Origin of the sequence: Streptomyces sp. NPDC050164 (assembly GCF_044459945.1) — a bacterium.
Taxonomy (GTDB): Bacteria; Actinomycetota; Actinomycetes; order Streptomycetales; family Streptomycetaceae; genus Streptomyces; species Streptomyces coeruleorubidus_A.
The window spans coordinates 69,710-96,289 of sequence record NZ_JBITJK010000003.1 but is presented as its reverse complement, the minus strand read 5'-3'; the positions used below and the strand labels follow the sequence as shown (position 1 = coordinate 96,289).

Genomic DNA, 26,580 nt, shown 5'->3' with positions numbered 1-26,580 from the left:
CACCGTGGGGATATTCGCGCCGGGGCGGTGTTCGAGGCGCTGCCAGGCGTAGGCGCCGCCCCCGCCTGCCGCAGCGAGGGAGGCGAGGACCTGGCGGCGGGTCAGGCCGCCGTCCTTGCCGTGACCGGACCGGGCCGTCGCGGGCGCGGTCGTACTGGTCGGGGTGTATGCCTCGGCAGCACGGCGCAGCGTGTTCGCCTCCGCGCTGATGGAGCCCCGGACCGACACGGCAGCGTCCGCGGCGATCTGCCGCCTGCGTACCTCATCCTGAGACGAGCAGCGAGGCGGGCGATGGCCCGGCCTCAGCGCAGCCGCCTGCTGCGGAAGCGTGGCAGCACAGCGATGATCGTCCGACGCGGCCTCGGGCGGCACCGCACGGCCAGCGACAGGCTGTGGTACGCCGCCTCACCGGTCCCCAGGTCATCGGTGTGGTGATGGCCCGCCACCACTCCCTTGCCTGCCGCCTCCCGGGCCGAGGAGACCGCCTGTCAGGCCGGGACTGGTCGGCGTGGGGGAGGGCGTGGGAGCGGTGGGGGAGGCGCACCCGCCCGGGATGGCGCTGCACGGCGTGATGGACGGGGACGGTGCCGGTGTGGTTGGTGAGGGGGTGCTCGAGGGCGACTCGGTTGGGGATGCCGACGGGGTGGCGGACGGAGCGCCGTTCTCGTTGGCTCCCTGGCCGAGTGGCGGTGCCGGAGGGAAGGACTTCACGGGCTGGCCCTGGAGGGCGGCGGACATGTAGCCGAGCCACACCTGGGTGGGCATGTCCGCGCCGAAGACCTTGCTGTAGCCGCCGACTCCGGACATGGACCGCAGGCCCGAGTTGCCGGAGCCCTCCTTGAACATGGTGACCGCCGTGGACAGCTGCGGGGTGTAGCCGATGAACCAGGCGGACTTGTAGTCGTCCGTGGTGCCGGTCTTGCCCGCAGCGGGCCGTCCGAGGGCCAAGGCGTTGGTGCCGGTGCCGTGCTCGACCACGTCCCGCAGCACGTTTGTGACGGTCTCGGCGGTCGAGGCGGGCATGGCCCGGGTGCCGGCGGGGGGGGTGAAACCCGGGAGTTGCCGCCCGCCGTCGAGGACCTTGGTGACCGAGTAGGGCTCGTGGCGGACCCCGTCCGCGGCGAAGGTGCCGTAGGCGTCGGCCATGCGGATGGCCGACGGGGTGGAGGTGCCGATGTAGAAGCCGGCGGTGTCGTACTGGAGGCTGCTGCGCAGCAGGCCGGCCGCCAGCGCCTCGTTCTCCACGGCGTCGTACCCGACGTACTCGCCCAGCTGGACGTACGGGGTGTTGACCGACTGCTCCATTGCCTTGCGCAGGGTGATGTAACCCCACTTGGTGGACACGTCGTTCTGCTGATGGAGCAGCCCGGTGGGGTCGCTGCCGTCCGGGAGGTACTGTCCCTGCTGGTTCTTGATCTCGATGCCGTTGTCGCCGTCGAACCTGCTCTCCGGCGTGATCGGCGACGGCGGCTGCCCGGGGGAGAGGACCGCGCCGTGGTCCAGGGCGGCGGCGAGATCGAAGGGCTTGAAGGTGGAACCGACCGGCACGCCGGAACTGTTGGCGTTGTCCGTGTAGTGGCCCTTGTTCCAGCCGTCGCCGCCGTACAGGGCCACGATCGCTCCGGTGTCCGGGTCGACGGAGGCGGCACCGACCTGCACGTTCCGGTCCGCCGGCCGGTGCCGCGGGTCCAGGTGCTGCCCCCGCATCCTGGCCACCGAGGCGCTCAGTTCGGCGACCTGGTGCCTGTCGAACGTGGTGTAGATCTGGTAGCCGCCCTGGTTCAGCTGCTGGTCGCTGATGGACGAGTGCTGCTCGACGTACTGCTCGGCGATCTGTACCAGGTAGCCGCCCTGCCCGCTCAGCGAGCCGGAGGCGGTCATCGGTTTCGGCAGCGGGAAGCCCTCCCGCAGATACCGCTGTTCCTGTGTGGGGCTCAACTTCCCGATGGCGGCCATCCGGTTCAGCACGTACTTCCAGCGGGCGGTGGCCTGGGGGCGGGCCTGCGGGTCGTCGGCGTTCATCATCACGCTCGGCTCGTTCACCGTGGCCGCCAGGAACGCTCCCTGGCTGACGTTCAGCCTCTCCACGGGAAGGTGGTAGTACGCCTGGGCGGCGGCCTCGATGCCGTAGGCCCCGCGGCCGTAGTAGTTGCTGTTCAGATAGCCCTGAAGAATCTGCTGCTTGCTGAGCTTCGCTCCGATCTTCAAAGAGATCATGATCTCCTTGAACTTGCGCGACAGGGTCTGGTCCTGGCTGAGGTAGGTGTTCTTCACGAACTGCTGCGTGATGGTCGACCCGGACTGCACCTGGCCGCCCTCCGCCATGTGGTACAGCGCCCGGAGGATGCCCTGGGGGTCGACGCCCGGGTCGGTGTAGAAGGACGCGTTCTCCGCCGCGAGGAAGTCCCACTGCACATCGGATGGAACTTGCGACAGGCTCACGTTCTGCCGGTTCACCTGGCCCACGCTGGCCATCTGCGAGCCGTCCGACCAGTAGAACACGTTGTTCTGAAGCTGAGTGTTCGGATTGACGCTCGGAACGGACACCGTCGCGTAGGCGAAGCCAACCGCGCCGACCGTGCCGCCGCAGAGCAGCACGAGGACGGTCAACGCCTGCTTCCAGGACGGCAGCCAGCGCCGCAGACCGCGTCTGCCGGCTCGCGGATAGTCGATCAGCCGCCGCTTCCCGGACGTCCCGCGCCGGGAGGAATCGGCCGGACGCACACCCGGGCCGTGTCTCTCCGTCGTCCTGCGCGACCAGCGCCGGTTCGCCGTCCGGTCGGCCCTGCGCATCTCCGCTCGGGTCATCCTCGGCTGTCCGCCCGCAGGCCCCTTTAGCGAAGGAGGCCCGCTACGGTAATCGCTCATCCTTGTTGCCTTCGGTGAGATACGCATTCCGGAGTCGGTCCTAAGAGGCGTGACCGTGCGTGCGGGTGAGAAGGCTCCGCCTTACCGGAAATGTTGGACTGTCAGTCCCGCAGTGGTAGCAGGTGAACGGCTCACCGCTTTTGCTTCTGTCTCGGTTCAAGGGACCGGCGTCAAGCTGAGCATAAGTGGACCATGTCAGGCAGAGACGACTATTTGGCGCCCTGTTGACCGCTCCATCGATGTGAAATGACCTCCGGCTGACCGACTCGATACTTCGGGATTCGAAGACGTGTCCTCTGACATCACAGGGCTTCGTACTTTCGCATTTCACCGCATCGGGAAGATCGGAGCCCGTGACCGCATCAAGACGGTGATCTTCGCCTGGCAGGACGCGCTCATGGCCGGGGCCGCCCGGGTGACAGTCACCCCGGCGGCCCCGGCCATGAGCGGTGCAGGCTCAGCCGTTCGGCCCGGCCGGGGTCGTGGTGGTCTTGAAGCCCTCGGTCTTGTTGGCCTGGATGGCGAAGTCATTGGTGAACGTCTTGCTGAGGTTCACCGACGACTTCACGTTGCCGACCAGTTGCTCCGTGGCCAGAGAGGTCTTCGGGCCGCCGGCCGGCATCAGGCCGTCGGGGAGGAACTGGCCCTTGTCCTCGGTCAGGGCCGCGATGTAGTCGGCCTTGGTCACCAGCTGGTTCGACACGTACGACGCGGGCAGCTTGTCCGCGATGTCGGCCGCGCTGTGGGTGTTGATCCAGTGCATGGTGGCGACCAGCGCGTCGACACTTGCCGTCGGCTCCAGGCAGTCAACGCAACGCTCGCCGGGCGCACGAGCGTACAACGCCGCATTCGTGCAGGAATGCCGACGAGGCGCGGGCCAGAGAATGTCTCTTTGATGTGGTGAGCGGTTGATCCGATGCTCCCGGTTCGGTTATTGAGCCTGAACGCGCGATGTTGGGTGTGGTTGTCGGGGTTTGATGGTGAGGCCGGTTTCGGTGAGGCATCCGTCGATGGGGTCGCTGCGGTACCGGATGGTGCGTAAGCCGCGCTTGACCACGCGGATGAGGTTGGTCAGGGGTGGTGAGGCGGTGTTGGACAGGGATCGGATCCGCGCCGTGCCCAGGTGCGGGCGGTCGGCGGCGTCATCGACACTCCGGCCTCGTCCTCGAAGGCGATCCGGGCGCCGAGCGCCGCCGCGCATCTTTGCGGAGGTCAGTGCGCGCCGCTGCGCAGGCCTGTCGGCATCGTCGTCACCCGTGTCCGAGGGTGCGGCGAGAGCCACAGGATTCGACCTGATGACGTGTCAGTGAAGTCAGCAAGTGGTCAGCATGAGTCCTGAGGTACTCGACGAAGGTTGCCCGAACATGCGACTTGCGGTGGAGCGCGGATTGCGGGGTCCGACTCGCTAAAGCACAGGTCAGGCTATAGATCGGAAGCCCTGGAGCGTGACGGGACAGGTTCCGCTCGCTTTGGATCGATCTCGTTCGTACCTCTGTCCGGTCCGCTGCACATTCCTTTGGAAAATGCCAAAGCCCTCACCTGGGCCGAGTACTTTCCGTAGTGTCGTGCTCACGTTCACGGGAACAGCCGTGCAGGGGAGGGGATTCGGCGTGCCCGGAATCGACGAGAGTCTGCTGGAGGCCATGCGGCTGCCCGGTGTGCGAGGGGCCGCGGTGGTCGACTGGATCAGTGGTCTCGCCCTGGGCGCGGTGGGTGACGCACCGGGCGGCGATCTGGAGGCGACGGCCGCGGAGACCGCCGAACTCGCCCGCCTCGCCACGGAGAGCGGCGCGCTCGCCCCGGTCGGCGGCGACGCGGGCGGAGCGTCCGGCAAGGAACCACCCGTGCAGGACCTGATCATCACGAACACCGACTCGTACCACCTGCTCAGGTTCGTCACCACGACCTTCGACAGCACCGTGTTCCTGCACTTATGGCTCGACCGCCGGGAGGGCAACCTCGCCCTGGCCCGCATCCGGCTGGCCGAGATGGCGGACCGACTGGTGCTCGGATGATCACGCCGACCCGGACCGCACGCACGGACGAACCGGCCTCGGCCCTGCTCGGCACCCTCGCCGCACAGGGCGCGAGCGGCGCCCTGTCCACCGAGGCGGGGATCGTCTACCTCGCCGCCGGACACGTCGTCCATGTCGAGTCCGCCCTCACCCCCGACATCGGCGACCTGCTCACGCACAGCGGCGCGCTCGCCCCGGACGGCTGGTGGGAGGCGATCGACCAGGCCGGCCGCCGTTGCCGCGTCGGCCGTCAGCTGGTGGACAGCGGCCACCTAGCCGCCGGCGCGCTGGAACTGTGCCATCTGGGCGCCCTCTTCGACGCGGCGTACTTCGTCCTCGCCCACGACGGACCGGCGCTCCGCTTTCGCCCCGGAGTCTCGCACTGGCTCGGCGCGGTCCGTGCCGTGCCGGTGGACACGGTCCTGCGCGAGTCGCGACGCCGCCGCGAACTGCTGCACCGCATTTGGCCCGAACCCGCCATCGACCTCGCCCCGCTCGCCCGCGTGCCCGGCCCCGACCCGGCGGATCTGCCGGTCCGCCGCAGCCGCACCCTCGCCCAGGTCGACGGCGTCCGCACCGCCGCACAGATCGCCACCGCCCTCGCCTGCCGCACCTTCCACACCCTCGTCGAACTCCGCCGCCTGGCCGCCGCCGGGCTGGTCGTCCACAAAGCCCCCGCCCCCGGCCCTTTCCTTGCCCCCGCCCCTGCCACCGCTCCCGTGTCCGCCGAGCCGGGCCCCGCCCCTCGTCCCACGGCACCGGACGAGCCCGACACCGCACTGCTGCGACGGCTCCTGCACGCCTTGGAGGCACTGTGATCCGCGCGCGACGACAGCGTGCCGAAAGGAGACTGCTCATGGCCGTCGAGACCGACGTCCTCGACGAACTGCGTCGGCTCCGCACCCGCATACCCTGGCTGACCGGTTCGCTCGCGGCCACCGTCGATGGACTCGTCCTCGCCCACGACGTCCCGGACACCGAACCGGAGGGACTCGCGGCGCTCACCGCCGCCGCCCTCGGCGTCGCCCACCGCATGACCGACGCCGCAGCTCGCGGCGACTTCCGCGAGCTGCTGGTGCGCGGCTCCGGTGGCTACGTCGCCACCTACGCGGCAGGGGCGACCGCCGTCCTCACCCTCCTCGCCGGGGACCGCGTCAATGTAGGCCGCCTCCACCTGGAGGGCCGGCGCAGCGGCGCCCGGATCGCGGACCTGGTGGCCACGCACGTCGGGCCGGGCACCGGCCGCCACGCCGACCGGCCCGCGCCCGCCGAACACCTCGCGACGGCGCCCCCTGCCACGGCTCGTCCCATCGGCACCCTCCCGGTACGCACCCCGCAGCGGCCCACCCACCAGCCGCGCCCGCAGACCGGCATCTGAACCTCCCGAACCTCCCGGACCTCCCGGACCTCCGAACCTTCCGACCGACCGAAGAAGCGAAGCACCGAACGAAAGGAACCGTCCGCATGGCCAACCCGGAGACCGCGCTGAAGGAATGCCTGAGCTCCATCGACGGAGCGACGGCTGCGGCACTCGTCGACTACACCAGCGGCATGGCGCTCGGCACGCTCGGCGGCAGCAAGGACTTCAACCTGGAAGTCGCCGCCGCCGGCAACACCGATGTCGTACGGGCCAAGCTGCGCACCATGGAACTCCTGGGCCTGCAGGAGGAGATAGAGGACATCCTGATCACTCTCAACTCCCAGTACCACCTGATCCGCCTGCTCAAGGGACGCGGCGGCAGCGGACTGTTCCTGTACCTCGTGCTCGACGCGAGCCGCGCGAACCTGGCGATGGCCCGCCACCAGCTCCGCCGGATCGAGAACGACCTGGAGGTCTGAGCCGGCACCACCGGACGGGAGCCCTCCGTCGTCGGCATGTCGCGGAGGGCCCCGGCACACCGGATGGCCGCACCTACGGTTGGGGAAGGCCGGCGAGCCAGTCGGTCAGGAGCCGGTTGGTCTCCGCCGGGCGTTCCTGCTGGAGGAAGTGTCCGCAGCCGTCGAGGATGTGAGAGGCCGCCAGTCCGGGCAGGGTGGCCGGGTACGCCTCGATCGCGTCGGCCAGCCAGGTAGTGGACGCGTCCAGGCCGCCGCCGATGAACAGCGACGGCTGTGTGACGGGGGCATCGGCGAAGTCCGCCAGGTCCTGCCAGTCCCGGTCCATGTTCCGGTAGCGGTTCAGGGCGCCGGTCATTCCCGTGCGTTCGAACTCCCCGGCGAAGACGTCCAGGTCGGCCTCGCTCAGCCAGCTCGGCAGGCGGCCGACGGGGAACCGGTCGCGCAGCGTCCCTCCGCGGGCGACGAAATGCGGACTGGCTTCGGGCATCGTGCCGGCGGAGAGGGCGGCGTAGAAACCCGCGAGCCAGCCGCGCACGTCGGGCTCGATCTCCGCCTCGGCCCGGCCCGGCTGCTGGAAGTAGGAGACGTAGAACTCCTCCTCGCCGCCCAGCCGCGCGAACACCTCACTGGGCCTGGGGCCGCCGGGCGGCGTGTACGGCACGCTCAGCAGCCCCACCGCGCGGAACACCTCGGGCCGGATCAGCGCGGACGTCGCGGCGATCGTCGCACCCCAGTCGTGCCCGACGACCACCGCGGACCGCTCGCCCAGCGCCTCCACCACGGCGACGTTGTCCTCCACCAGGTCGGCCATCCGGTACGCGTCCACCGCCGCGGGCCGGGACGAACGCCCGTAGCCGCGGACGTCGACGGCCACCGCGCGATAGCCCGCGGCGGCCAGGGCCGGCAGCTGATGACGCCACGCGTACCAGGATTCGGGGAAGCCGTGCAGCAGCAGAACCAGCGGCCCGTCCCCCTGCTCGACGAGGTGCATGCGGCCGGCCGGTGAAGGGACGAGGCGGTGCGTGCGGTCGCCGGCGGACGTCTGCGACATGGATCCTCCTGCGGTCCGGAGAGTGGCGCTCGGTCCACCGATCATCCGGCGCCCGCCGCGACGCACGCCAAGCCTGTTGCCGGTTCGGCAAAAGGCTCAGCCGTGGTACGTGATGTACCCGTTGCCGTCCTTGTCGGATCCGCTCTTGGTGTACGAGTGCACGTCGGCAGGGCTGCCGGACGGCTTGTACACGTAGATCGTGTCCTTGTCGTTGTTCCACATGAAGTTGCAGTTGTCGCGGTAGACGACGTTCTTGGCGTCGGAGTCGGTTCCGTTGCCGCCGCGCAGCTTCACGTAGTCACCCGGCTGAAGGGCGTGGCTCGCGGTGAAGGTGAACTTGTTCCCCGCGGCGTCCTTGACGACGTACCCCTTGAGGTTCACGGTCGTCGACCGCGAGTAGTTCTTGATCGTCAGGTACTCCTCGTCGGTGTTCCCCGTCGAGCAGTTGTTGGAGTCCCTCCCGGGAGCGTCGTACTGGATCCCGCGGATCTTCAGCGCGGAGTTGTACTCGGCGGCCTGGGCCGGAACCGCCGTCAGGGCGGCCAGGGCTCCGGCAGTGGCGGCCGTGGTGGCGACAAGGCGTATACGCATGGACGTTCGTCCCCCTTGTGTGACCCTCTGATGAAGGCCATGTGATGGTTTGGTGAAGCATCCGGATCGTACACGGTTCAAGCACGCATAAGGGCGGGTCCGGTGACATCGTCACCGGACCCGCCCGCAGGGTGTATTGGACGTCAGGCGCCGCTCGCCCGCAGCATGTCCTCGCGCTCGACGATCTTCACGCGCTCGCGCCCCTCGGGCTCGCCCAGCGCCTTCTCCGCGGCGTCCAGCTTGTACCAGCCGTCCCAGGTGGTGAAGCGGATGTTCCGCTCGGCGAGGAACGCGTCCACGGCCTCGGGGGCAGGGGTGGCGGGCGTGTGCAGCCGGCCGTTCGCGTAGTCGTCCAGCAGGTTGGCCACCGTCTCGTTCGCGTCGCCCTTGGTGTGACCGATGAGGCCCACGGGGCCGCGCCGGATCCAGCCGGTGACGTACGTGGACTGGAGGTGCTCGCCGGTCTCCTGCATGACCCGCCCGCCCTCGTCGGGGACGGTGCCGGAGTCGATGTCCCAGGGCAGCTTGGGGAGTTTGTCGGACAGGTAGCCCACCGCACGGTAGACCGCGCTGACGTCCCAGGTCTTGAACGTGCCGGCGCCCTTGACGTTGCCGGTGCCGTCGAGTTCCGTGCGCTCGGTGCGCAGCCCGACGACCTTGCCGTCCTCGCCGAGGATTTCGACCGGCGACTCGAAGAAGTGCAGGTACAGCTTGTGGGGCCGGTCGCCGACGTCGCGGATCGCCCAGTTCTCCAGGGTCTTGGCGACCATGTCGGCCTGCTTGTTGCCGCGCCGGGTCGCGATCGAGCCCTCGTCGTAGTCGATGTCCTCGGGGTCGACGATGACCTCGATGTTGGGGGAGTGGTCCAGCTCCCGCAGCTCCATCGGGCTGAACTTCGCCTGTGCCGGGCCACGGCGGCCGAACACGTGGATCTCCTTGGCCCGGTTGGCCTTCAGGCCCTCGTAGACGTTCGCCGGGATCTCCGTCGGCAGCAGCTCGTCCGCCGTCTTGGCCAGGACGCGCGCGATGTCGAGCGCGACGTTGCCGACGCCGAGCACGGCGACCTTCTCCGCCTCCAGCGGCCAGGTGCGCGGCACGTCCGGGTGGCCGTCGTACCAGGAGACGAAGTCCGCGGCGCCGTACGAGCCGTCGAGATCGATGCCCGGGACGGACATCGACCGGTCGGCCATCGCGCCGGTGGCGAAGATCACGCCGTCGTAGAACGCGCGCAGGTCGTCCAGGCCGATGTCGGTGCCGTAGTCCACGTTGCCGAAGAGCCGGATCTGCGGCTTGTCGAGGACCTGGTGCAGGGCGGTGATGATGCCCTTGATCCGCGGGTGGTCGGGGGCGACGCCGTAACGGATCAGGCCGAACGGCGCCGGCATGCGCTCGAAGATGTCGATGGACACGCCGGGTTCGGCGGCCACCTCGGACTTGAGCAGGGCGTCGGCGGCGTAGATCCCGGCGGGGCCGGATCCGACGATGGCTACCCGCAGGGGGCGGGGCATGGTCAGGTTCCCTTCGAGTGGCGACAAGCGATCTCGCCGTGAAGCCTAAACTGAGGCATGCCTAAGTTGGTACGCGGGTCCGGTCTATGAGCTCATAAGGCGACTTTATGACCTGCCGTAGGAGGCCTTATGTTTGTGCCTGGGGCCTGGGGCCTGGGGCCTGGGGCCTGGGGCCTGGTGGCCGACTGTCCGGCCTGACGCACCCTCTCACGCGGCCCGGGAACCCGAACGCGGGCATCGGCGAACAGGAGACGACCCTGCCCGTGACGTCGAAGGAAGACCCATGAACCCGAGAGGCGACCGGTGACCGCACTTCCGAGCGTCGGAGCCCGCCACGCCCCAGGCCTGCGCGAGGAGTCCGACGCGTCGGTGATCGAGCGCTCCCGGGAGGATCCGGACGCGTTCGCGGCCCTCTTCGACCGCTACGCCGACGACATCCACCGCTACATCGCCCGGCGGCTCGGCACCGAGGCGGCCGACGACCTGATGGCCGAGACCTTCGTGATCGCCTTCCAGCGGCGCCACCACTACGACCCGACGCGGCCGCTGGCACGCCCCTGGCTGTACGGCATCGCCACCAACCTCGTCGGGCAGCACCGTCGCGCCGAGGCCCGCCGCCTGCGGGCACTGTCCCGCGCCGCCTCGGAAGCATCCGGCGAACGCAGCGGCGAAGCCGAGCCGTTGGCGGACCGGGTGGCCGCCCGGGTCAGCGCCGAGAGCTCCCGCGCCGCACCGGCGGGCGCCCTCGCCAAGCTGCCCGCCCGCCACCGCGACGTGCTGCTGGTGATCGCCTGGGGCGACCTCGACTACGCGGAGGCGGCCCAGGCCCTGGACATACCGGTGGGCACCGTGCGCTCACGCCTGCACCGGGCCCGGAAGAAACTGCGCGAAGCACTGGGAGGGTCGGACCCCACCGCCCCGGCCGACGGGACGGACGAGCAGGAGAAGAACACCGAGACGGAGGAGAGCGCTCGTGGATGACCTCACCCTGGTGCGCGAACTGGAGGCCGACGTTCCCCCGCTGACGGACCGGGCCCGCACCGACGCCCGTACCCGCCTGCTGCACGCCATAGACCGCGAGAGCCGCCCGGGCCGCGCCGGCTCCTTCCCCCGGCGACTCGTCATCAGGACCGCGATCGCCGCGACGGCCACCGCGGCCGCGGCCACCGGTGCGGTCGTCCTGACGACGGGCGGCGAGGAAAAAAAGTCCGGCACACCGCAGTTGGCATCGGCCGGCGCGGTCCGGCTGCTGCACCGGGCCGCGGACAGGTCACGCCTCGACAGCGCGAACCTGCCGGTCCCGCGCAACGACCAGTACCTCTACACCAAGGAGATCACCACTCGTACGTTCCTCAGGAGCGGGAAGACCCAGCGGTTCACGGACGAGAGCTGGCTGTCGGTCGACGGCTCCAAGCCCTCCCGGTACAGCTACTTCGGCCGGATCCTCGACGAACCACCCCTGGGTGAGCACCAGGTGCGCTGGCCGCCCACCGAGTACGCGAAGCTCAGGAAGTGGCCCACGGACCCGGACGAGCTCCTGGCCTATCTCAGGCTCGGCGCGAGCGGCAGTCCCGAAGCCGACCAGGACGCCTACCTCAACGCCTGCCTGCTGATGCGCGGCCCGCGTGTGATGCCGCCGGGCCTTCAGGCTGCCGCCTTCGAGGCCGTCGCCCAACTGCCCGGCATCGAGCTGGACCACGACGCGGTGGACGCACTCGGGCGCCGCGGCATCGCCGTTTCGCACCCCGGCCTGCACTTCGCCTTCATCTTCGACCCGAGGACATACGCCTACCTCGGCCTGCGCCAGGAAGGCTCCAGGGGAGGGAAATGGGTGGACGGGGAGCTGCGGGGCGGCCAGAAGTACACCGACGTCAAAGGACTGGTGGCGGTGGGAGTGGTGGACCGGATCGGCCGGCGCCCCCGAGCCGGCACGGGCCGGTGACCGCTCACGGCAACGGCTGCTCCGCCCAGATCACCTTCCCGGCGGGCAGATAGCGCGTCCCCCAGCGCTCGGCGAGCTGCGCGACCAGGAACAGCCCCCGCCCGCCCTCGTCCGTCATCGTCGCGTACCGCAGATGCGGCGATGTACTGCTGCTGTCGAACACCTCGCATATCAGGTTGCGGTCGCGCAGCACCCGGACGTGGATGGGGCCGCCGCCGTACCGGAGCGCGTTGGTGACCAGCTCGCTCAGGATCAGCTCCGTGGTGAACGTCAGCTCGTCCAGCCCCCACTCGGCCAGCTGCCGGGTCACCGCCGCCCGCACCTTGCCCACCGCCGCCGGGTCGGCCGGCACCGGCCACTCGGCGACCTGGTCGGCGGCGAGCGCCCGGGTGCGCGCGACGAGCAGGGCGATGTCGTCGCTGGAGCGGGCCGTGAGCCGCGAGTCGAGGACGGTCCGGCAGGTGGCCTCGGGGGACTGACCGGACCGGCTCAGCGCCTCGCGCAGCATGTCCAGCCCGACGTCGATGTCCCGCTCGCGGTCCTCGACCAGCCCGTCGGTGTAGAGGACGAGCCGGCTGCCCTCCGCCAGCTCCAGCTCCGCCGTCTCGAACGGCAGACCGCCGAGCCCGAGCGGGGGACCGGCGGGCACGTCGGGGAACTCGACACTGCCGTCGGGATGGATCAGCGCCGGCGGGGGGTGCCCGGCCCGTGCGACGGTGCAGCGCCGGGAGACCGGGTCGTACACGGCGTACAGACAGGTCGCACCGGTGACCGGGGCGCTGCCCTCCTCCTCCGTCTCGTCCTGGTCGATACGGCCGACCAGCTCGTCCAGGAGGGCTATGAGTTCGTCGGGCGGGAGGTCGAGGGCGGAGAAGTTGTGCACCGCGGTGCGCAGCCGTCCCATGGTGGCCGCGGCGTGCAGCCCGTGGCCGACGACGTCCCCGACCACGAGCGCCACCCGGGCCCCCGACAGCGGCAGCACGTCGAACCAGTCGCCGCCCACCCCGGCCTGCGCGGGCAGATAACGGTAGGCGATGTCCAGGGCGTCCTGCTCGGGCAGGTTCCGGGGGAGCAGGCTGCGCTGGAGCGTCACCGCCATGCTGTGCTCGCGGGTGTAGCGGCGCGCGTTGTCGATGGAGACGGCGGCCCGTGCGACCAGCTCCTCCGCCAGGGCCAACTCGTCCGTGTCGAAGGGTTCCGGCTTCTCGTGGCGCCAGAAGCTGACCACGCCCAGCACCAGAGAGCCGGCCCGCAGCGGCACGGTGATCAGGGAGTGGATGCCGTACTCCACGATCTGCGCGGAGCGCTCGAGGTCCTGCGCCTGCCAGCCGGGGGCCCCGCTCAGCCGGGGTTCCAGGACGGGGCGGCCGGTGCCGAGGCTGCGGCCCTGCGGAGAGGACTCGACGAACCTGATCCGCTCGCCGACGGGGTAGAGCGGAGCGTCCTTGCGGTCCTTGCGGACCCCGCTCAGCGCCGTACGGCTGAGCGCGGCCGCCGCGTCCGGCTGCCCGCCGCTCAGCACCGCGTCGAACAGGTCCACGGTGGCGAAGTCGGCGAACCGGGGCACCGCCAGCTCGGTCAGCTCCTCGGCCGTACGGGTCACGTCCAGGCTCGTGCCGATGCCCACCCCGGCGTCGTACAGCATGTTGAGCCGTTCCCGCGCGGTCTCGGCCCGGCCGGACAGGGCACGCAGCTCGGTGGAGTCGCGGAGCGTGGCGACACTGCCGGGCGGGACGCCCGCACGGTCCGTGGTGCGCTGGTTCACGGCCAGCAGCCGGTCCCCGACGAGATGCACCTCGTCGGTGGCGACGCGCCCGGAGGCCAGCAGCTCGGCGGTGCCGGGGTCGAGCCCCAGGCTGAGCACGTGCCGGCCCTCGGCGTCGGCGGGCAGTGCGAGCAGCCGGTGGGCCTCGTCGTTGGCGAGCAGCAGGGTGCCCTCGTCGTCGACGATGAGCACGCCCTCGCGGACGGCGTGCAGGACGGCGTCGTGATGTTCGTACATCCGGGTCATCTCGTGCGGCCCGAGCCCGTGGGTCTGGCGCAGCAGCCGCCTGCTCACCAGCGCGGCGCCCGCCGTCGCCAGGACGAGCGCCGCCGCGGCGGCGGACAGGAGGAGCGGCAGCTGACGATCGGCGGTGCCACCGACGTTGGCCGTGGTGATCCCGGCCGACACCAGGCCGACGACCTGGCCGTCCGGAGCTTTCACCGGCACCACGGCCTGCACGAGGGGGCCGATCGTGCCGGTGATCTGCTCGGTCACCGACCTCCCGGCCAGCGCGGGCTCGAGCGTCCCGACGAACTTCTTCCCGATGCGGTCCGGCTTGGGGTGGGTGTAGCGGATCCCGTCGGTGCTCATGACGACGATGAAGTCGACCTTCGACTGCTCACGGGCGGCCTCGGCACGCGGCTGGAGCACCGCGGTGGGGTCGGGACTCTCCAGCGCCTCGATCGTGCCGGGCGCGTTGGCGAAGGTCTCCGCGACGGCGAGCGAACGGTTGCGGGCCTCCTGGGTCGTGTCGTGCCGCACTTGCAGGACCAGCGCCACCACGGCTGCCACCACCAGCAGCAGCACGATCACGACGACGAGCAGGAACACCTGTGCGGCGACGCTGCGTCCGCCCAGCACCGACCGCAGCCCCGCCACCGGATGCCACCGCGACGGGCCCGACTCCCGCCGCTGCCGTTCGGGCGGCGCAGCGCCGGGCCGCAGGGGCGATCGAGTTCCGGATCGACCCAAGAGTCGCACCATGCGCCATGTCTACACTGCCCGGCCGCGCGAGGCGAGGGGCATCACCCATGGTGACAGGGGGCCCTCACCGTTTCGTCACGTCTCCCGGCGCCCGGGACACCCGCGCACCGTGTCCGGCCCGGGGTCAGGCACGGACTGGAGACGCGGCCTCAGGTGGCCAGGGAGCGGGCGAGCTCGGTCGTGGCCCGGGCGATCTCCGTGTCCTCGTCCGCCATCAGCCGGCCGAGCTCGTCGCGCCGGGCCCGCACCGCCTGGCGCGCCGCACGCTCCCACACCACCGGGTTCTCCCGGCGGTTCAGCAGCTTCGGATAGACGGCGGCGGTGCTCTCCCACTGCCGGGCGTCGGCGATGTTCTTGAGCAACTGGATGATCTGGGCGCGACAGGTCACCTGCGGCAGCTTCGCCAGCTCCCACAGGAAGGGAACCGTGGCCGCCGTCGCCTGCTCCACGACGAAGCCGAACTGGCAGATTCGTTTGCGCAGGTCGTCGAGTGCGGAGCGGGCGGTGTCGGCGTCACCCCAGGCGATGCCGTTGAGCAGGAGGGGAATGGCCGCCGCCGGACCGGTGGAGTCCTGGATGTCGCCCCAGGGCACGCGGTCCAGGGCCGTGAGCGGCGTGTTCCCGGCCACCCCGGACGGGGCGTCGGGGCGCTGTGGGCGCTCGCTGCTCGGGTGTTCCGTCGAAGCGCTGCGCATGGCGTGGGGCCTTTCCGCGGCAGTCGTGTCAGATGGGTGGACGGGTCGACAACCTGGCCCAGACCGTCTTGCCCGCCGGAGGGCAGGGGGTCCAGCCCCACTCCTCGGACAGGGCCTCGACGATGCACAGGCCCCTGCCGTGCTCCTGCAGGGCGGAGCCGGCGGGGGCGTAGACGGGCGGGTGGTCGTCGGGGTCGGAGACGGTGACCAGCAGGTGGGTGGGGTTCAGGAGGAATCCGAGCCGGATCTCCGGCGGACCCGTCGTACCCGGCGCCGCGTGCGTCGCGGCGTTGGCGGTGAGTTCGGTGATGACGAGGGTCGTGTCGTCGCAGCGGTGGTCGAGCGACCAGACATGCAGCGTGTCGCGGGTGAAGGACCGGGCGCGCGCGAACCCCTCCCTGCTGCACTCGACGCGCAGGGCGGCCGAGGCGGACAGGGCACCGGAGGGCTGCGGCATCGTCTCCGGCATCGGGGGCGGAGTCCCGTACGGCGTCGTCTCGTACGACGTCACCGTGCGCGGGCCGGGCGGGAATCCGGTGCTCGTGCCGGGTGCGCCCGCGTGCGCCGCGGCCCCGTTCGGCGGCCGGAGCACGTGCTGCGCAGCTGATGACACGGCATCTCCCCGATGCGAGGTCAGGACGCGGCGTCAGTAAAGGGGTTGACGCCGCGGCTATTATCCACGCTGACGGCGCTCCCGTGCAATTGCACGAGAAATTGCGTGAAAATCAAGCCGCGTTGGGTACTCGAGCCGGGACACGAACGAGAACAGCAAGGAGACCGCGGTGCCACCAGTGCAGAACGGAGTGCAGGCAAGCTCATTGGGCGCCTGCTGGATCAAGAGCCGGCACAGCAACGCCGAGGGCAACTGCGTCGAAGTCGCCCCTCTCGTCGACGGCGGGATCGCGATGCGCAACTCCCGTGACCCCGACGGGCCCGCGCTCGTCTACACGGCGGCGGAGGTGGCGGCGTTCCTGGCCGGGGCGAAGGACGGCGAGTTCGACCACCTGCTGTGAAGCTCACATGGTGATGTGGAGCTCAACTCCCCACTTCCGTGGGGCTTCTTCGAGGAATGCGGGGACGCCCGGCGAAGTGCGATAGTGTGAGTCGCCCTTGTGTCGGTCTGCTGGGAGTCAGGATGTCCGCCGCGTCGCATCGCATCTCCCGTCTGGAACCCTATCTGGACAGGCCCGAGCCGGCGCCGACTCTGCTGAAGATGCTGGTCGGTGTGCAGCTGGCAGGCTTCCGTGAGGACGCCGGGCTCGCCCAGGACCAGGCGGCGCGCGCTGTCGGTTTCAGCGCCGCGAAGCTGTCCCGCATCGAGTCCGGCAAGGGCCGCCGCCCGCCGACGGAGAACGACGTTCGCGCGCTGCTCCGGCTGTACGGCACAGACGACTACGAGGCCTCGGTGCTGCTCAAGCTGTTGCAGCGTGCCGGCGAGCCAGGCTGGTGGCAGCGGTACGACAAGCGGCTGATGCCCGAGTGGTTCGACCGTCTGGTCGGACTCCAGGAGGCCGCCGCCACCATCCGTACCTTCGAGATCCAGTACGTGCCCGGCCTGTTGCAGACACCCGCCTACACCCGGGCCGTGGTGGAGCGGGGGCTGCCGAACGCACCGACCGGCGAGGTGGAGCGGCGCGTCGAACTCCGTCGGCGCCGGGCGCAGTTGCTGTTCCGTCCGGACGCCCCGCAGCTGTGGGCGGTCATGGACGAGTCCGTGCTGCTGCGCGTCCTGGGTAGCACGGAGGTCATGCGGGAGCAGCTCGCGCACCTCGTCGAGATGGCCGAACGCCCCAACGTGACGTTGCAGATCGTCCCGCTGAACGTCACGAACGCCTCGGCGCCGGCCATCCCGGTCACCTATCTGCGCTTCGGCGGTCTCGATCTCCCCGACGTGGTCTACCTGGAGCACATCAAGAGCGCGAACTTCCTCGAGGACCTCGACGAGACGGAGGAGTACCGGGTCGCGCTGGACCGCCTCGCGGACGAGGCGCTCAAGCCTCGTGACTCCCTGGAACTGCTGCGCACGACGATGGAGCAGCGCTACCCGTGACGCTCGAATGCCTCGCGCGGGACGACCGGCGTCCCGCGCGAGGCACTTCTCGCACCTGAGTCACTTCTCCAGGGGAACCCGGCCCACGCCGCCGAACTCGATCCACTCGCGGGTGAGCTGACGGGGCGCCACCTCGGTGTCCGGACGCCAAGTGGACACCTCCACCAGCCCCGGCTCCAGGATCTGGAGATCCTCGAAGTACGTGGCGACGTCCTTCTCCTCGCGCACGCGGCCCCAGTGTCCCTGGGTCGCCTGGTCCATGAAGTTCGTGACGAAGTCACGGACCTCGGGGTCCTCGCTGACCAGCTGGCACATCACCATGAAACTGCCGGGCGCGAGCCGCTCCCGCACCCGGCGGGCCACCGCGAGCGGCCCGTCGGTGTCGCTGTCCGGGATGCAGTGGAACACCGAGTTGAAGAGCACGCACACCGGCTCGGAGAAGTCGATCAGCCGCTTGGTGTCGGGGTGGTCGAAGATCAGGTCGGTCGCGCGCATGTCCGCGTGGATGACGCTCGTGCGCTCGTCCTGCTCCAGCAGCGCACGGCCGTGGACCAGCACCATCGGGTCGTTGTCGACGTACACCACGTGGGTCGTCGGGTCGATGCGCTGGGCGACCTGGTGCACGTTGTCCTGCGTCGGCAGGCCTGATCCGTGGTCGAGGTACTGCCGGATGCCGTACTGCTCGGAGAGGGTCCGCACGACCCGCTGGAGGAAGCGCCGGTTGTTCAGCGCGAGGCGGCGCGTGCTGGGCACGACCTTGTCGAGTTCCTCGCACGCGGCTCGGTCGGCCGCGTAGTTGTCCTTGCCGCCCAGATAGTAGTCGTACATGCGCGCTGCCGTCGGCACGTTCGCGTCGATCTCGGTGGACAACTGCTTCTCGGAATGCATCGTTCCCCCTGCGTGGTGCCGCGCCAACGGACTGGCGGGACAGGAAGTACATCCTAGGGAGCGGGAGTTGGGAGCTGCCAGCCCAGTGGCGAAGGTGCCCACGATCGAACGACCGGATGATCGTCTCTCGCGACGCAGTGTGCGCCCTGTGGCATCCCTGTGTACGCTCCGTCACCGGAGGCTTCGGTGGTCACCGCGGGGTACCCACCAGGGGACGTTTCTCCTGTGGGAGGTGGGACCGTGGACACCTCGGCCGACCGGATCGCGGATCCTTGGGGTGCGCGTACCCCGTACGACTCCGGCACGCCCTGGCCGTCCCGGACGGACACGCATCTGGGGGCCGGAACAGCCGAGCAGGACGTCGAGCGGTGGGTGCAGTCCGCCTCGCTGCTGCACTCCAACGGCGACGCGATGGACATCGCGGTCCGCGAGGGCCGCATCGTGGGAGTGCGCGGCCGGGCCGCGGACCGGGTGAACCGCGGGCGCCTGGGCCCCAAGGACCTCTACGGCTGGCAGGCCAACGCCTCCGCGGACCGGCTCACCAGGCCCCTCGTCCGTGAGCAGGGCCGGCTGGTGGAGTCCGACTGGGACACCGCCATGGGCCGGATCACCGCCCGGACCCGGCACCTCCTGGACGACAAAGGTCCGGGCTCGATCGGCTTCTACACCACCGGACTGCTGTTCCTGGAGGAGTACTACACGCTGGCCGCCCTGGCCCGCGCCGGCATCGACACCAACCACCTGGACGGCAACACCCGGCTGTGCACGGCGACCGCCGCCGAGGCGCTCAAGGAAACCTTCGGCTGCGACGGGCAGCCCGGCTCGTACGAGGACATCGACCACGCCGACACCGTCGCCCTGTTCGGGCACAACATGGCCGAGACACAGACGGTCCTGTGGATGCGGCTCCTGGACCGCCTGGAGGGAGGTGACCCGCCCCGGCTGGTGTGCGTGGATCCGCGGTACACGCATGTCGCCCGGCGCGCCGACGTCCACCTGGCCCCGCGCGCGGGCACCAACGTCGCGCTGCTCAACGCGCTGCTGCACGAGATCATCCGCACCGGCCGTGTCGACCGGGCCTATGTCGACGCGCACACCGTCGGCTTCGAGGAGCTCGCGGCCGCGGTCGAGGAGTGCACGCCCCGGTGGGCGGCCGGGATCTGCGACGTGCCCGCCGCGCGGATCGAGCGGGCGGCGGAGATCCTCGGCACCGCCGAGCGGCTGCTGTCCGGCCGTGGACTGCTCCAGATGAACGGGCAGCCCAGTGCCCAGAACACCCGCGAGTGCGGCGCGGACGGCGACCTGCCGGGCTTCCGCAACTGGCAGAACGACGGGCACGTGGCCGAACTGGCCGCCGTGTGGAACGTGAACCCCGAGACGATCCCGCACTACGCGCCGCCCACCCACGCGATGCAGATCTTCAGGTACGCCGAGCAGGGCTCGGTCCGGATGCTGTGGATCACCGGCACCAACCCGACCGTGTCCCTGCCCGAGCTGTCGCGCATCCGGTCGGTCCTCGCCCAGGAACGGCTGTTCGTGGTCGCGCAGGACCTGTTCCTCACCGAGACCGCGCAGCTCGCCGACGTCGTTCTGCCCGCGGCGACCTGGGGCGAGAAGACCGGCACCCTCACCAACGCCGACCGCACCGTGCACCTGTCCGAGAAGGCCGTCGAACCGCCCGGCGAGGCCAGGGCCGACCTGGACGTCCTCCTCGACTTCGCCGCCCGCATGGACTTCCGGGACAAGGACGACGGGCCGCTGATCACCTGGCACGACCCCGAGTCGGCGTTCGCGGCCTGGCAGCGGTGCAGCGCACAGGCCCCCGACGGCACCGCGCGCCTCTACACCGACGGCATCGCCTACGCCCACCCCGACACCTGCGAGAGCTACGGCAAGGACATGGTCACCGGGGCGAGCGTGGAGCCCGTGGAGTACCGGTCCCTCAACCCGGACGGCAAGGCGGTCATCAAAGCCGCGGAGTACCTGCCGCCCCACGAGGACGCCTCGGCCGACTTCCCCCTTCAGCTGATCACCGGCCGGACCGTGTACCACTTCCACACCCGTACGAAGACCGCCCGCGCCCCCGAGCTGAACGCCGCCGCGCCGGACGTCTGGGCGGAGATCTCGCCCGCCGAGGCGTCCGCCCAGGGGCTCGCCGACGGCGACCTGGTACAGGTCACGACCCCGCGCGGGTCGGTGCGGGCCCGGCTGCGCACCACCGCGATCCGCGACGGCATGGTGTTCCTGCCCTTCCACTACGGCTACTGGGACACCCCGGCGGGCCACCGCCCGCCCGATGACGGCCCGGGCCGCGCCGCCAACGAGACCACCGTCACCGACTGGGACCCGGTCTCCACACAGCCCCTGTTCAAGACCGGCGCGGCGCGGGTCACCCTCGTCGCGCGGCGCGCGAGCGAGCCCGGCGCCCGGACCGGGACGGCGGGGAGCAGCACATGACCGGCATCGGCACCACCCTCCGTCTCCTGCACGACGGCGAACGCGACCTGGAGCAGGATCTGCTGGCCGCCGCCGCACGGCACCACACCGACCACGAGTTCCACCATGTCGCCCTCGACGTCGCCCGCTGGTCACGCGAGCACGCCGCCCGCCTCGCGGAAGCGGGCCGTGAACACGGCCTCGACCTGTCCGGCCCGCGCGGAAACCCGTCGCCCGGCGCGCTCGCCGCGCTCCGGGAGAAGGCGTCGGAAGCCCTCGGCCGGCGCCCCGGGACCGGCCTGCTCCTCCTGCACGACCTGCGCGATCTGCGCCTGGCGGCCGCGCGGAACTCCCTCCACTGGGAGATGCTCGCCCAGGCGGCGCAGGCCACCCGGGACGAGCGGCTCCTGGCGCTGGTCACCGACTGCCACCCGCAGACGCTCCGGCAGCTCCGCTGGACCAACACCATGATCAAGATCCTGGCACCGCAGCTCCTGACCAGCGTCTGACCCGGGCCGTCACCGCCGCCGCGCGGCGATCATCGACCGGTACCAGTGGTAGCTGTCCTTCGGCGTCCGCTGCTGCGTGGCGTAGTCGACGCGGACGATCCCGAAGCGCTTGTCGTAGCCGAAGGCCCACTCGAAGTTGTCGAGGAGGGACCACACGTAGTAGCCCCGGACGTCCACGCCGGCGTCCATCGCGGCCCGCAGCGCGGTGAGATGGTCGCGCAGATAGGCGACCCGGTCGCTGTCGTGCACGGCCCCGTCGGGGCTCACCCCGTCGTCCTCCGCCGAGCCGTTCTCGGTGATGTGGAGGGGCGGCAAGGCGTCGCCGTACCGCTCCTCGAGCCCCACGAGCAGATCGGTGAAGGTGTCGGGGGCCACGGCCCAGCCCATGGCGGTGCGCCGCACGCCGGGCATGGGCACCTCCGCGTAACGGTTGTCGGTCGCCACCCGCTGCGCCGGGTCGCTCTCGCGGTACGGGGCGTCTGCCACGACGATCGGTCGGTAGTAGTTGATGCCGAGGAAGTCCAGCGGCTGGGAGATCAGCTCCAGGTCGCCGCCCTGCCGGAAGTCCTGACCGGTGATCAGCTCGCCCCAGGTGTCCTCCTCGGTGGCCGGGTAGCGGCCCGCCAGGATCGGCTCGGTCCACACCAGGTTGTGCTGCGTGTCGGCGCGGGTGACGGCCGCCCGGTCGGCGGGGGAGTCGGTGGCGGGGAGGTTGTGGTCGAGGTTGAGGGTGACGCCCACCTCGCGTACGCCGGCCGCCCGCAACGCGCGTACGGCCAGGCCGTGCCCGACGAGCAGGTGATGCGCGGCGGCCAGCGCGCCCCGGCCCTCGCGGGCGCCCGGGGCGTGCCGGCCGACGGAGTAGCCGAGGAAGGCGCTGCACCACGGCTCGTTGAGGGTGATCCAGCGCGGCACCCGGTCGCCCAGGTGCCCGGCGACGACGGCCGCGTATTCGCCGAACCGCTCGGCGGTCTCCCGCACCCGCCAGCCGCCACCGTCCTCCAGGGCCTGCGGCAGATCCCAGTGGTAGAGCGTGGCGGCGGGCTCGATGCCGGCCGCCAGGAGTTCGTCGACCAGTCGTGAGTAGAAGTCCAGGCCCTTGGGGTTCACCGGGCCGGACCCGTCCGGGACGATGCGTGGCCAGGCGATCGAGAACCGGTAGGAGTCCACACCCAGCTCCCGCAGCAGTGCCACGTCCTGCGGATAGCGGTGGTAGTGGTCGCAGGCGACGTCACCGGTGTCGCCGTTCGCCACCAGGCCGGGGGTGCGGCTGTAGGTGTCCCAGATGGACGGTCCGCGTCCGTCCTCCTGCACCGCCCCCTCGATCTGATATGAGGCGGTCGCGGCCCCGAACACGAAGCCGGGCGGAAAGCTCGGGAAGTCAGTCATGTTCTCAAAGATGCCCGCCCCGGCTCCTCGAACCAGGGGAAACCACCGGGATCGGCGGCGACGCGCGCTTCGAGCACGTCGTCGTGCCCGTGCACCTGATCGAGGAAGGGGAAGTCGCCGGGGTGCACGACGAGCCGGGCGAGCGGCTTCACCGGTACGCTGAGCCGCCCGGCGGCGTCACAGACGCGGACGCACGCGTCGCACGTGACCGTCCCCGGGTGGCGCTCACGGTCCAGGACCGCGTAGAACATCGGCCAGATTCCGCCGGTGACGGCGCTTGATCAAGCGCCGTGCCCAGCAGCCGGTCGCAGCACGCGGCCGTCTTCCGGTCCGGCCGGGACGAGTGCCTCGGTATCCAGTACGCGGGAAGCAGCATCGGCGCACCCTGTCGAAATCCGAACCGAGAATATGGAAATACGAGAATTCGCCGGTGATTGAGGGCGTGTCCGCAACCGCTATTCTCACGGCTCCCGGCCGCTTTCCCAGGAGAAACCCATGGGCGACTATTACGACCTCGGCACGCACAGCCGTCCCGTCACCACGTCCTCCGCCGAGGCCCAACTCTGGTTCGACCGCGGCCTGGTGTGGACGTACGCCTTCCACCACGAGGAAGCCGCCGCCTGCTTCGAAAAGGCCGCCGAGGCGGACCCGGAGTGTGCGATGGCGTACTGGGGTATCGCCTACGCGCTCGGCCCGAACTACAACAAACCCTGGGAGTTCTTCGACGACGAAGAACTGGTGCGGACCGTCGAACGCACGCACAACGCGGTCGAACGGGCCCACGACAAAGCCGTTCACGCCACACCGGTGGAGCAGGCCCTCGTCGGCGCGCTGCGGGCCCGTTACCCGCAGCCGGAGGCCGTCGAGGACTGCTCGGTGTGGAACGAGCCCTACGCGGACGCGATGCGCGCGGTCTACGAACTGGCGCCCGACGACCCGGACATCGCCGCCCTGCACGCCGACGCGCTGATGAACCTCACCCCTGGCAGCTGTGGGACCTGACGACCGGGCAGCCGGCCGAGGGCGCACGGACCTCGGAGGCCAAGGCCGTGCTGGAACGTGCGCTCGGGACCGACGCCGGTGCGCTGCACCCCGGGGTGCAGCACCTGTACATCCACCTGATGGAGATGTCCCCGACACCGGAGCAGGCCCTCACCGTCGCCGACCGGCTGCGCGGCATCGTGCCCGACGCCGGGCACCTGCATCACATGCCCTCGCACCTCGACGTCCTGTGCGGCGACTACCGCCGGGTCGTCGCGGCCAACAGTGACGCGATCGCCGCCGACGAGAAGTTCCACCGGCGGGCCGGCGCGATGAACTTCTACACCCTCTACCGGGTGCACAACTACCACTTCAAGATCTACGGGGCCATGTTCCTCGCCCAGGCACAGGTCGCCCTCGACACCGCCGCTCAGCTGGAAGCCGCCATCCCCGAAGAACTGCTCCGCGTGCAGAGCCCCCCGATGGCCGACTGGCTCGAAGGCTTCCTCGCCATGCGCGTCCACGTACTGATCCGCTTCGGCCGCTGGCCCGACATCCTCGCCCTGCCCGCGCCCGCCGACCAGGAGCTGTACGCGGTGACCACCGCCATGTGGCACTACGCCCGGGGCGTCGCCCTCTCGGCCACCGGCGAGGTCGGCCGGGCGCAGGCCGAGCGCGAACTCTTCCGCGCGGCGGTGAGCCGGGTGCCCGAGACGCGGATGCTGTTCAACAACACCTGCCGCGACATCCTCGCCGTCGCGGCTGCCATGCTCGACGGAGAGCTCGAATACCGCAGGGGCAACCACGACCTCGCCTTCGCCGCCCTGGAGCGGTCGATCGAGCTGGACGACGGCCTCCCCTACGACGAGCCCTGGGGCTGGATGCAGCCCACCCGCCACGCCTACGGCGCGCTGCTGCTGGAGCAGGGCCGGGTGGCGGAGGCCGAGGCGGTCTACCGCGCGGACCTCGGCCTCGACGCGACCCTGCCCCGTCCCCTCCAGCACCCGGGCAACGTCTGGTCCCTGCACGGCTTCCACGAGTGCCTGCTCCGGACGGGCAGGACCGCCGAGGCGGCCCTGGTGGCCCAGCAGCTCAAGATGGCGACCGCGCTGGCCGACGTCCCGATCCAGGCGTCCTGCTTCTGCCGCCTGAACACGGCGTCCGGTCCCGAGCCGGCTGACGGGTGCTGCCACTGACGCGTCAGCCCACCCGACTGGACCACATGGACCGAACGGACGCCGCTCAACGTGCCGTTGGCGACTGCGGTGCCCGACGCATCAGGACGACGCCGTACACGACGATCCACACCACCCACATCAGCCAGCCGACGAGGCCGAGCAGGCCGGTGTGGTCGATGACCAGCGGGGCGAGCACGGACGAACCGAACAGCAACGCCGCCGCCACCAGCCCCCATCTGCCGTGCCACGGCTGGATCAGCCCGGCGCGCAGGCCGCCGACGGACAGGCCGACGAGCGCGAGCGCCAGGAAGGTGCCGTTGAGGGTGAACAGGGCGTCGTGCAGCGCCCAGAGGCTCGTGTCGGCGCCGACCCCGTCCGCGGCCGTCGACGCGAGCGCCAGCCGGATCGCGATGACCCCGGCGAAGACGGCGTTCTGAAGGACGAGTCCGGCGAACCCGAGCAGGGCCCATGCCTCACCCCGGTCCCGCTCGGACTGCCACAGCACACGGACCGCGCCTGCCCCGAACAACGTGGCCAGGATCCAGGCCGCTGGGGTGAGCGCGGAGCCCAGGCCGACCAGGTCCGGGTGCGCGCGGAAGAACCCGTCCACCTCCCCGATGCCGGCGCCGGTGCGCGGCAGACCGGCCGGGACCAGGAGCACGTTCCCGGCGACGATGAGGAAGGCGAAGCCGAGGGCGGCGAGACCGCTGACCCGGGCGAAACCCATGGCGACCGGGGCAGCCCCCGACTGTTTACGTAACATATATTGATTATAGGTAGCGTTAAGTGAATGGCGGGAAGGGGCTGGTGCATGAGTGCGGAGCCGGTGCGGCGGCGGTACGACTCGTTGCGCCGTACGGCGCAGGCGCAGCAGACCCGCGCGGAGATCGCCCGCGCCGCGCTGGAGCTGTTCGTCTCCCACGGGTGGACGGCCACGACGGTGCGGGACGTGGCGCGCGAAGCGGGGGTGTCCGTGCCGACCGTCTACGCGGTGTACGGGAACAAGACGGGACTGACCCGCGCGCTGGCCGACGCGGCCGATCTGTCGGCCGATGTGCCGCAGCTGGTCGCCGAGCTGGAGTCACCCACGGACCCCGCCCGGCAGCTCGCGGCCATGGCCGGGTACGACCGGCGGTTGTACGAGCGGGCCGGCGACGTCATCGCGCTCGTGCGGGAAGCGGGCCGCTCCGAACCCGAACTGGCCACGCTCTACCACGACAGCCGCGTCCGCGGTGACCAGACCCGGGTGGAGGTCTTCTCCTCCTGGCCGGCCGGCGTCCTGCGCTCCGGCCTCGACGTGCCGTCCGCGGTCGACGTCTATGCGGCACTCTGCAACATCGACGTCTACACCGTGCTGACCGGTGAGCGCGGGTGGTCGGCCGACCGGGTGGAACAGTGGTGGTGCGGGGTGCTGGTGCGCGAACTCCTGGCCTGATGCAGGGTGCCGGCGGTTCCGGTCATGGCATCGCCGGGGCCCTCAGGTGCGCGTTGCCGTCGTGCACGGTGAGCCTTCCGGCAGATGGGTCTTGGCCCACAGTGCCAGCTCCCTCAGGGCGGGCTCCAGCGCGGCCCCGGCCTCCGTCAGCCGGTACGAAACCCGCAGCGGCGGGCCCTCGTCGACCTCGCGCACCAGGAGTCCCGCGAGGGCGAGTTCGCTGAGCCGGTCGGAGAGCATGCGCTCGCTGATGCCAGGGATCGCCCGGCGCAGGTCGGCGAAGTACGCATGCCCACTCACGAGCACGGACACGATCGGACCGGTCCAGCGCTTGCCCAGCAGTTGGAAGACGCGGCTGATGCCGTCGTCCACCCGCTTGCACGCTGCCCTCTCGTGTGTCTGCTCCTGTGCTTCCGCCATGCCTTGAGGGTACTACCCTGACGTTTGGGGGTGAAA

At 70.6% G+C, this 26,580-nt stretch carries 24 protein-coding genes and 1 pseudogene; 12 read left to right on the top strand and 13 right to left on the bottom strand.

Annotation, left to right across the window (positions count from 1 at the left end; translation table 11 throughout):
* Positions 1 to 420: 420 nt before the first annotated feature.
* Together ACIBNA_RS05800 and ACIBNA_RS05795 are read right to left on the bottom strand one after the other, a co-directional pair.
* The gene (locus ACIBNA_RS05800) at positions 421 to 2,808 is read right to left on the bottom strand and encodes a transglycosylase domain-containing protein (protein ID WP_399164014.1); all 2,388 of its coding nucleotides are present in this window, start codon (positions 2,806 to 2,808) and stop codon (positions 421 to 423) included.
* A 517-nt stretch (positions 2,809 to 3,325) separates the two neighbouring features.
* Positions 3,326 to 3,709, bottom strand: a complete 384-nt coding sequence (locus ACIBNA_RS05795) for a hypothetical protein (protein WP_399164013.1) — start codon at positions 3,707 to 3,709, stop codon at positions 3,326 to 3,328.
* 769 nt (positions 3,710 to 4,478) lie between these two features.
* Here ACIBNA_RS05795 and ACIBNA_RS05790 point away from each other — a divergent pair.
* From ACIBNA_RS05790 to ACIBNA_RS05775, 4 genes are all read left to right on the top strand, one after another.
* Positions 4,479 to 4,883 carry a hypothetical protein gene (locus ACIBNA_RS05790; protein ID WP_399164012.1) on the top strand — a complete coding sequence of 135 codons (405 nt, stop codon included), beginning with the start codon at positions 4,479 to 4,481 and terminating at the stop codon, positions 4,881 to 4,883.
* A complete protein-coding gene (locus ACIBNA_RS05785; RefSeq protein WP_399164011.1) occupies positions 4,880 to 5,701 on the top strand; it encodes a hypothetical protein in 822 nt (273 codons plus the stop codon). The genes ACIBNA_RS05790 and ACIBNA_RS05785 overlap by 4 nt, the downstream gene beginning before the upstream one ends.
* A gap of 38 nt (positions 5,702 to 5,739) precedes the next feature.
* Positions 5,740 to 6,261, top strand: coding sequence for a roadblock/LC7 domain-containing protein (locus ACIBNA_RS05780; RefSeq protein WP_399164010.1), 522 nt, complete (start codon positions 5,740 to 5,742; stop codon positions 6,259 to 6,261).
* An 86-nt stretch (positions 6,262 to 6,347) separates the two neighbouring features.
* On the top strand, positions 6,348 to 6,722 hold the full coding sequence (locus ACIBNA_RS05775; protein WP_399164009.1) for a hypothetical protein: 375 nt from the start codon (positions 6,348 to 6,350) through the stop codon (positions 6,720 to 6,722).
* 73 nt (positions 6,723 to 6,795) lie between these two features.
* Here the strand turns inward: ACIBNA_RS05775 and ACIBNA_RS05770 are convergent, their stop codons facing one another.
* From ACIBNA_RS05770 to ACIBNA_RS05760, 3 genes are all read right to left on the bottom strand, one after another.
* Entirely contained in the window at positions 6,796 to 7,773 is a 978-nt protein-coding gene (locus tag ACIBNA_RS05770; protein WP_399164008.1) for an alpha/beta fold hydrolase, read from the bottom strand.
* 96 nt (positions 7,774 to 7,869) lie between these two features.
* The gene (locus ACIBNA_RS05765) at positions 7,870 to 8,364 is read right to left on the bottom strand and encodes a lamin tail domain-containing protein (protein WP_399164007.1); all 495 of its coding nucleotides are present in this window, start codon (positions 8,362 to 8,364) and stop codon (positions 7,870 to 7,872) included.
* Between the two features lie 143 nt (positions 8,365 to 8,507).
* Positions 8,508 to 9,872, bottom strand: coding sequence for an FAD-dependent oxidoreductase (locus ACIBNA_RS05760; protein WP_399164006.1), 1,365 nt, complete (start codon positions 9,870 to 9,872; stop codon positions 8,508 to 8,510).
* Between the two features lie 303 nt (positions 9,873 to 10,175).
* Between ACIBNA_RS05760 and ACIBNA_RS05755 the strand changes: the two genes are divergently transcribed.
* A complete protein-coding gene (locus ACIBNA_RS05755) occupies positions 10,176 to 10,853 on the top strand; it encodes an RNA polymerase sigma factor (RefSeq protein ID WP_399164005.1) in 678 nt (225 codons plus the stop codon).
* Entirely contained in the window at positions 10,846 to 11,814 is a 969-nt protein-coding gene (locus ACIBNA_RS05750) for a CU044_5270 family protein (protein WP_399164004.1), read from the top strand. Before ACIBNA_RS05755 ends, ACIBNA_RS05750 begins: the two co-directional genes overlap by 8 nt.
* A 4-nt stretch (positions 11,815 to 11,818) precedes the next feature.
* Here the strand turns inward: ACIBNA_RS05750 and ACIBNA_RS05745 are convergent, their stop codons facing one another.
* The 3 genes from ACIBNA_RS05745 to ACIBNA_RS05735 all read right to left on the bottom strand — a co-directional run bounded on the left by ACIBNA_RS05745 (position 11,819) and on the right by ACIBNA_RS05735 (position 15,871).
* Positions 11,819 to 14,563, bottom strand: a complete 2,745-nt coding sequence (locus ACIBNA_RS05745; protein ID WP_399164003.1) for a SpoIIE family protein phosphatase — start codon at positions 14,561 to 14,563, stop codon at positions 11,819 to 11,821.
* 149 nt (positions 14,564 to 14,712) lie between these two features.
* Entirely contained in the window at positions 14,713 to 15,258 is a 546-nt protein-coding gene (locus ACIBNA_RS05740) for a hypothetical protein (protein WP_399164002.1), read from the bottom strand.
* Between the two features lie 28 nt (positions 15,259 to 15,286).
* Positions 15,287 to 15,871 carry an ATP-binding protein gene (locus ACIBNA_RS05735; RefSeq protein ID WP_399164001.1) on the bottom strand — a complete coding sequence of 195 codons (585 nt, stop codon included), beginning with the start codon at positions 15,869 to 15,871 and terminating at the stop codon, positions 15,287 to 15,289.
* Between the two features lie 169 nt (positions 15,872 to 16,040).
* Here ACIBNA_RS05735 and ACIBNA_RS05730 point away from each other — a divergent pair, with 169 nt between their 5' ends.
* Both ACIBNA_RS05730 and ACIBNA_RS05725 read left to right on the top strand, forming a co-directional pair.
* Positions 16,041 to 16,271, top strand: coding sequence for a DUF397 domain-containing protein (locus tag ACIBNA_RS05730; protein WP_399164000.1), 231 nt, complete (start codon positions 16,041 to 16,043; stop codon positions 16,269 to 16,271).
* Between the two features lie 122 nt (positions 16,272 to 16,393).
* Complete coding sequence (locus ACIBNA_RS05725; protein WP_399163999.1) at positions 16,394 to 17,308, top strand: helix-turn-helix domain-containing protein; 915 nt, start codon at positions 16,394 to 16,396, stop codon at positions 17,306 to 17,308.
* A gap of 60 nt (positions 17,309 to 17,368) precedes the next feature.
* Here the strand turns inward: ACIBNA_RS05725 and ACIBNA_RS05720 are convergent, their stop codons facing one another.
* Positions 17,369 to 18,196 (bottom strand): SAM-dependent methyltransferase, encoded by an 828-nt coding sequence (locus ACIBNA_RS05720; RefSeq protein WP_399163998.1) that lies wholly within the window; start codon positions 18,194 to 18,196, stop codon positions 17,369 to 17,371.
* Positions 18,197 to 18,436: 240 nt separating this feature from the next.
* On the opposite strand from ACIBNA_RS05720, the gene ACIBNA_RS05715 reads away from it, so the two are divergent.
* Together ACIBNA_RS05715 and ACIBNA_RS05710 are read left to right on the top strand one after the other, a co-directional pair.
* Positions 18,437 to 20,653: a molybdopterin oxidoreductase family protein gene (locus tag ACIBNA_RS05715; protein WP_399163997.1), complete on the top strand. Its 2,217-nt coding sequence runs from the start codon at positions 18,437 to 18,439 to the stop codon at positions 20,651 to 20,653.
* Positions 20,650 to 21,141, top strand: coding sequence for a hypothetical protein (locus ACIBNA_RS05710; protein ID WP_399163996.1), 492 nt, complete (start codon positions 20,650 to 20,652; stop codon positions 21,139 to 21,141). The genes ACIBNA_RS05715 and ACIBNA_RS05710 overlap by 4 nt, the downstream gene beginning before the upstream one ends.
* A 9-nt stretch (positions 21,142 to 21,150) precedes the next feature.
* Here the strand turns inward: ACIBNA_RS05710 and ACIBNA_RS05705 are convergent, their stop codons facing one another.
* Both ACIBNA_RS05705 and ACIBNA_RS05700 read right to left on the bottom strand, forming a co-directional pair.
* Positions 21,151 to 22,530, bottom strand: a complete 1,380-nt coding sequence (locus tag ACIBNA_RS05705; protein WP_399163995.1) for a GH1 family beta-glucosidase — start codon at positions 22,528 to 22,530, stop codon at positions 21,151 to 21,153.
* Positions 22,527 to 22,781: a hypothetical protein gene (locus tag ACIBNA_RS05700; RefSeq protein ID WP_399163994.1), complete on the bottom strand. Its 255-nt coding sequence runs from the start codon at positions 22,779 to 22,781 to the stop codon at positions 22,527 to 22,529. Before ACIBNA_RS05700 ends, ACIBNA_RS05705 begins: the two co-directional genes overlap by 4 nt.
* Before the next feature lie 244 nt (positions 22,782 to 23,025).
* Here ACIBNA_RS05700 and ACIBNA_RS05695 point away from each other — a divergent pair.
* A pseudogene (locus ACIBNA_RS05695) lies at positions 23,026 to 24,707 on the top strand (hypothetical protein).
* Positions 24,708 to 24,753: 46 nt separating this feature from the next.
* Here the strand turns inward: ACIBNA_RS05695 and ACIBNA_RS05690 are convergent.
* On the bottom strand, positions 24,754 to 25,452 hold the full coding sequence (locus tag ACIBNA_RS05690; protein ID WP_399163993.1) for a 2-oxoglutarate/malate transporter: 699 nt from the start codon (positions 25,450 to 25,452) through the stop codon (positions 24,754 to 24,756).
* Between the two features lie 48 nt (positions 25,453 to 25,500).
* Between ACIBNA_RS05690 and ACIBNA_RS05685 the strand changes: the two genes are divergently transcribed.
* A complete protein-coding gene (locus ACIBNA_RS05685) occupies positions 25,501 to 26,124 on the top strand; it encodes a TetR/AcrR family transcriptional regulator (protein WP_399163992.1) in 624 nt (207 codons plus the stop codon).
* Positions 26,125 to 26,166: 42 nt separating this feature from the next.
* Here ACIBNA_RS05685 and ACIBNA_RS05680 read toward each other — a convergent pair whose 3' ends face one another.
* Positions 26,167 to 26,544, bottom strand: a complete 378-nt coding sequence (locus ACIBNA_RS05680) for a winged helix-turn-helix transcriptional regulator (protein WP_399163991.1) — start codon at positions 26,542 to 26,544, stop codon at positions 26,167 to 26,169.
* Positions 26,545 to 26,580: the final 36 nt, after the last annotated feature.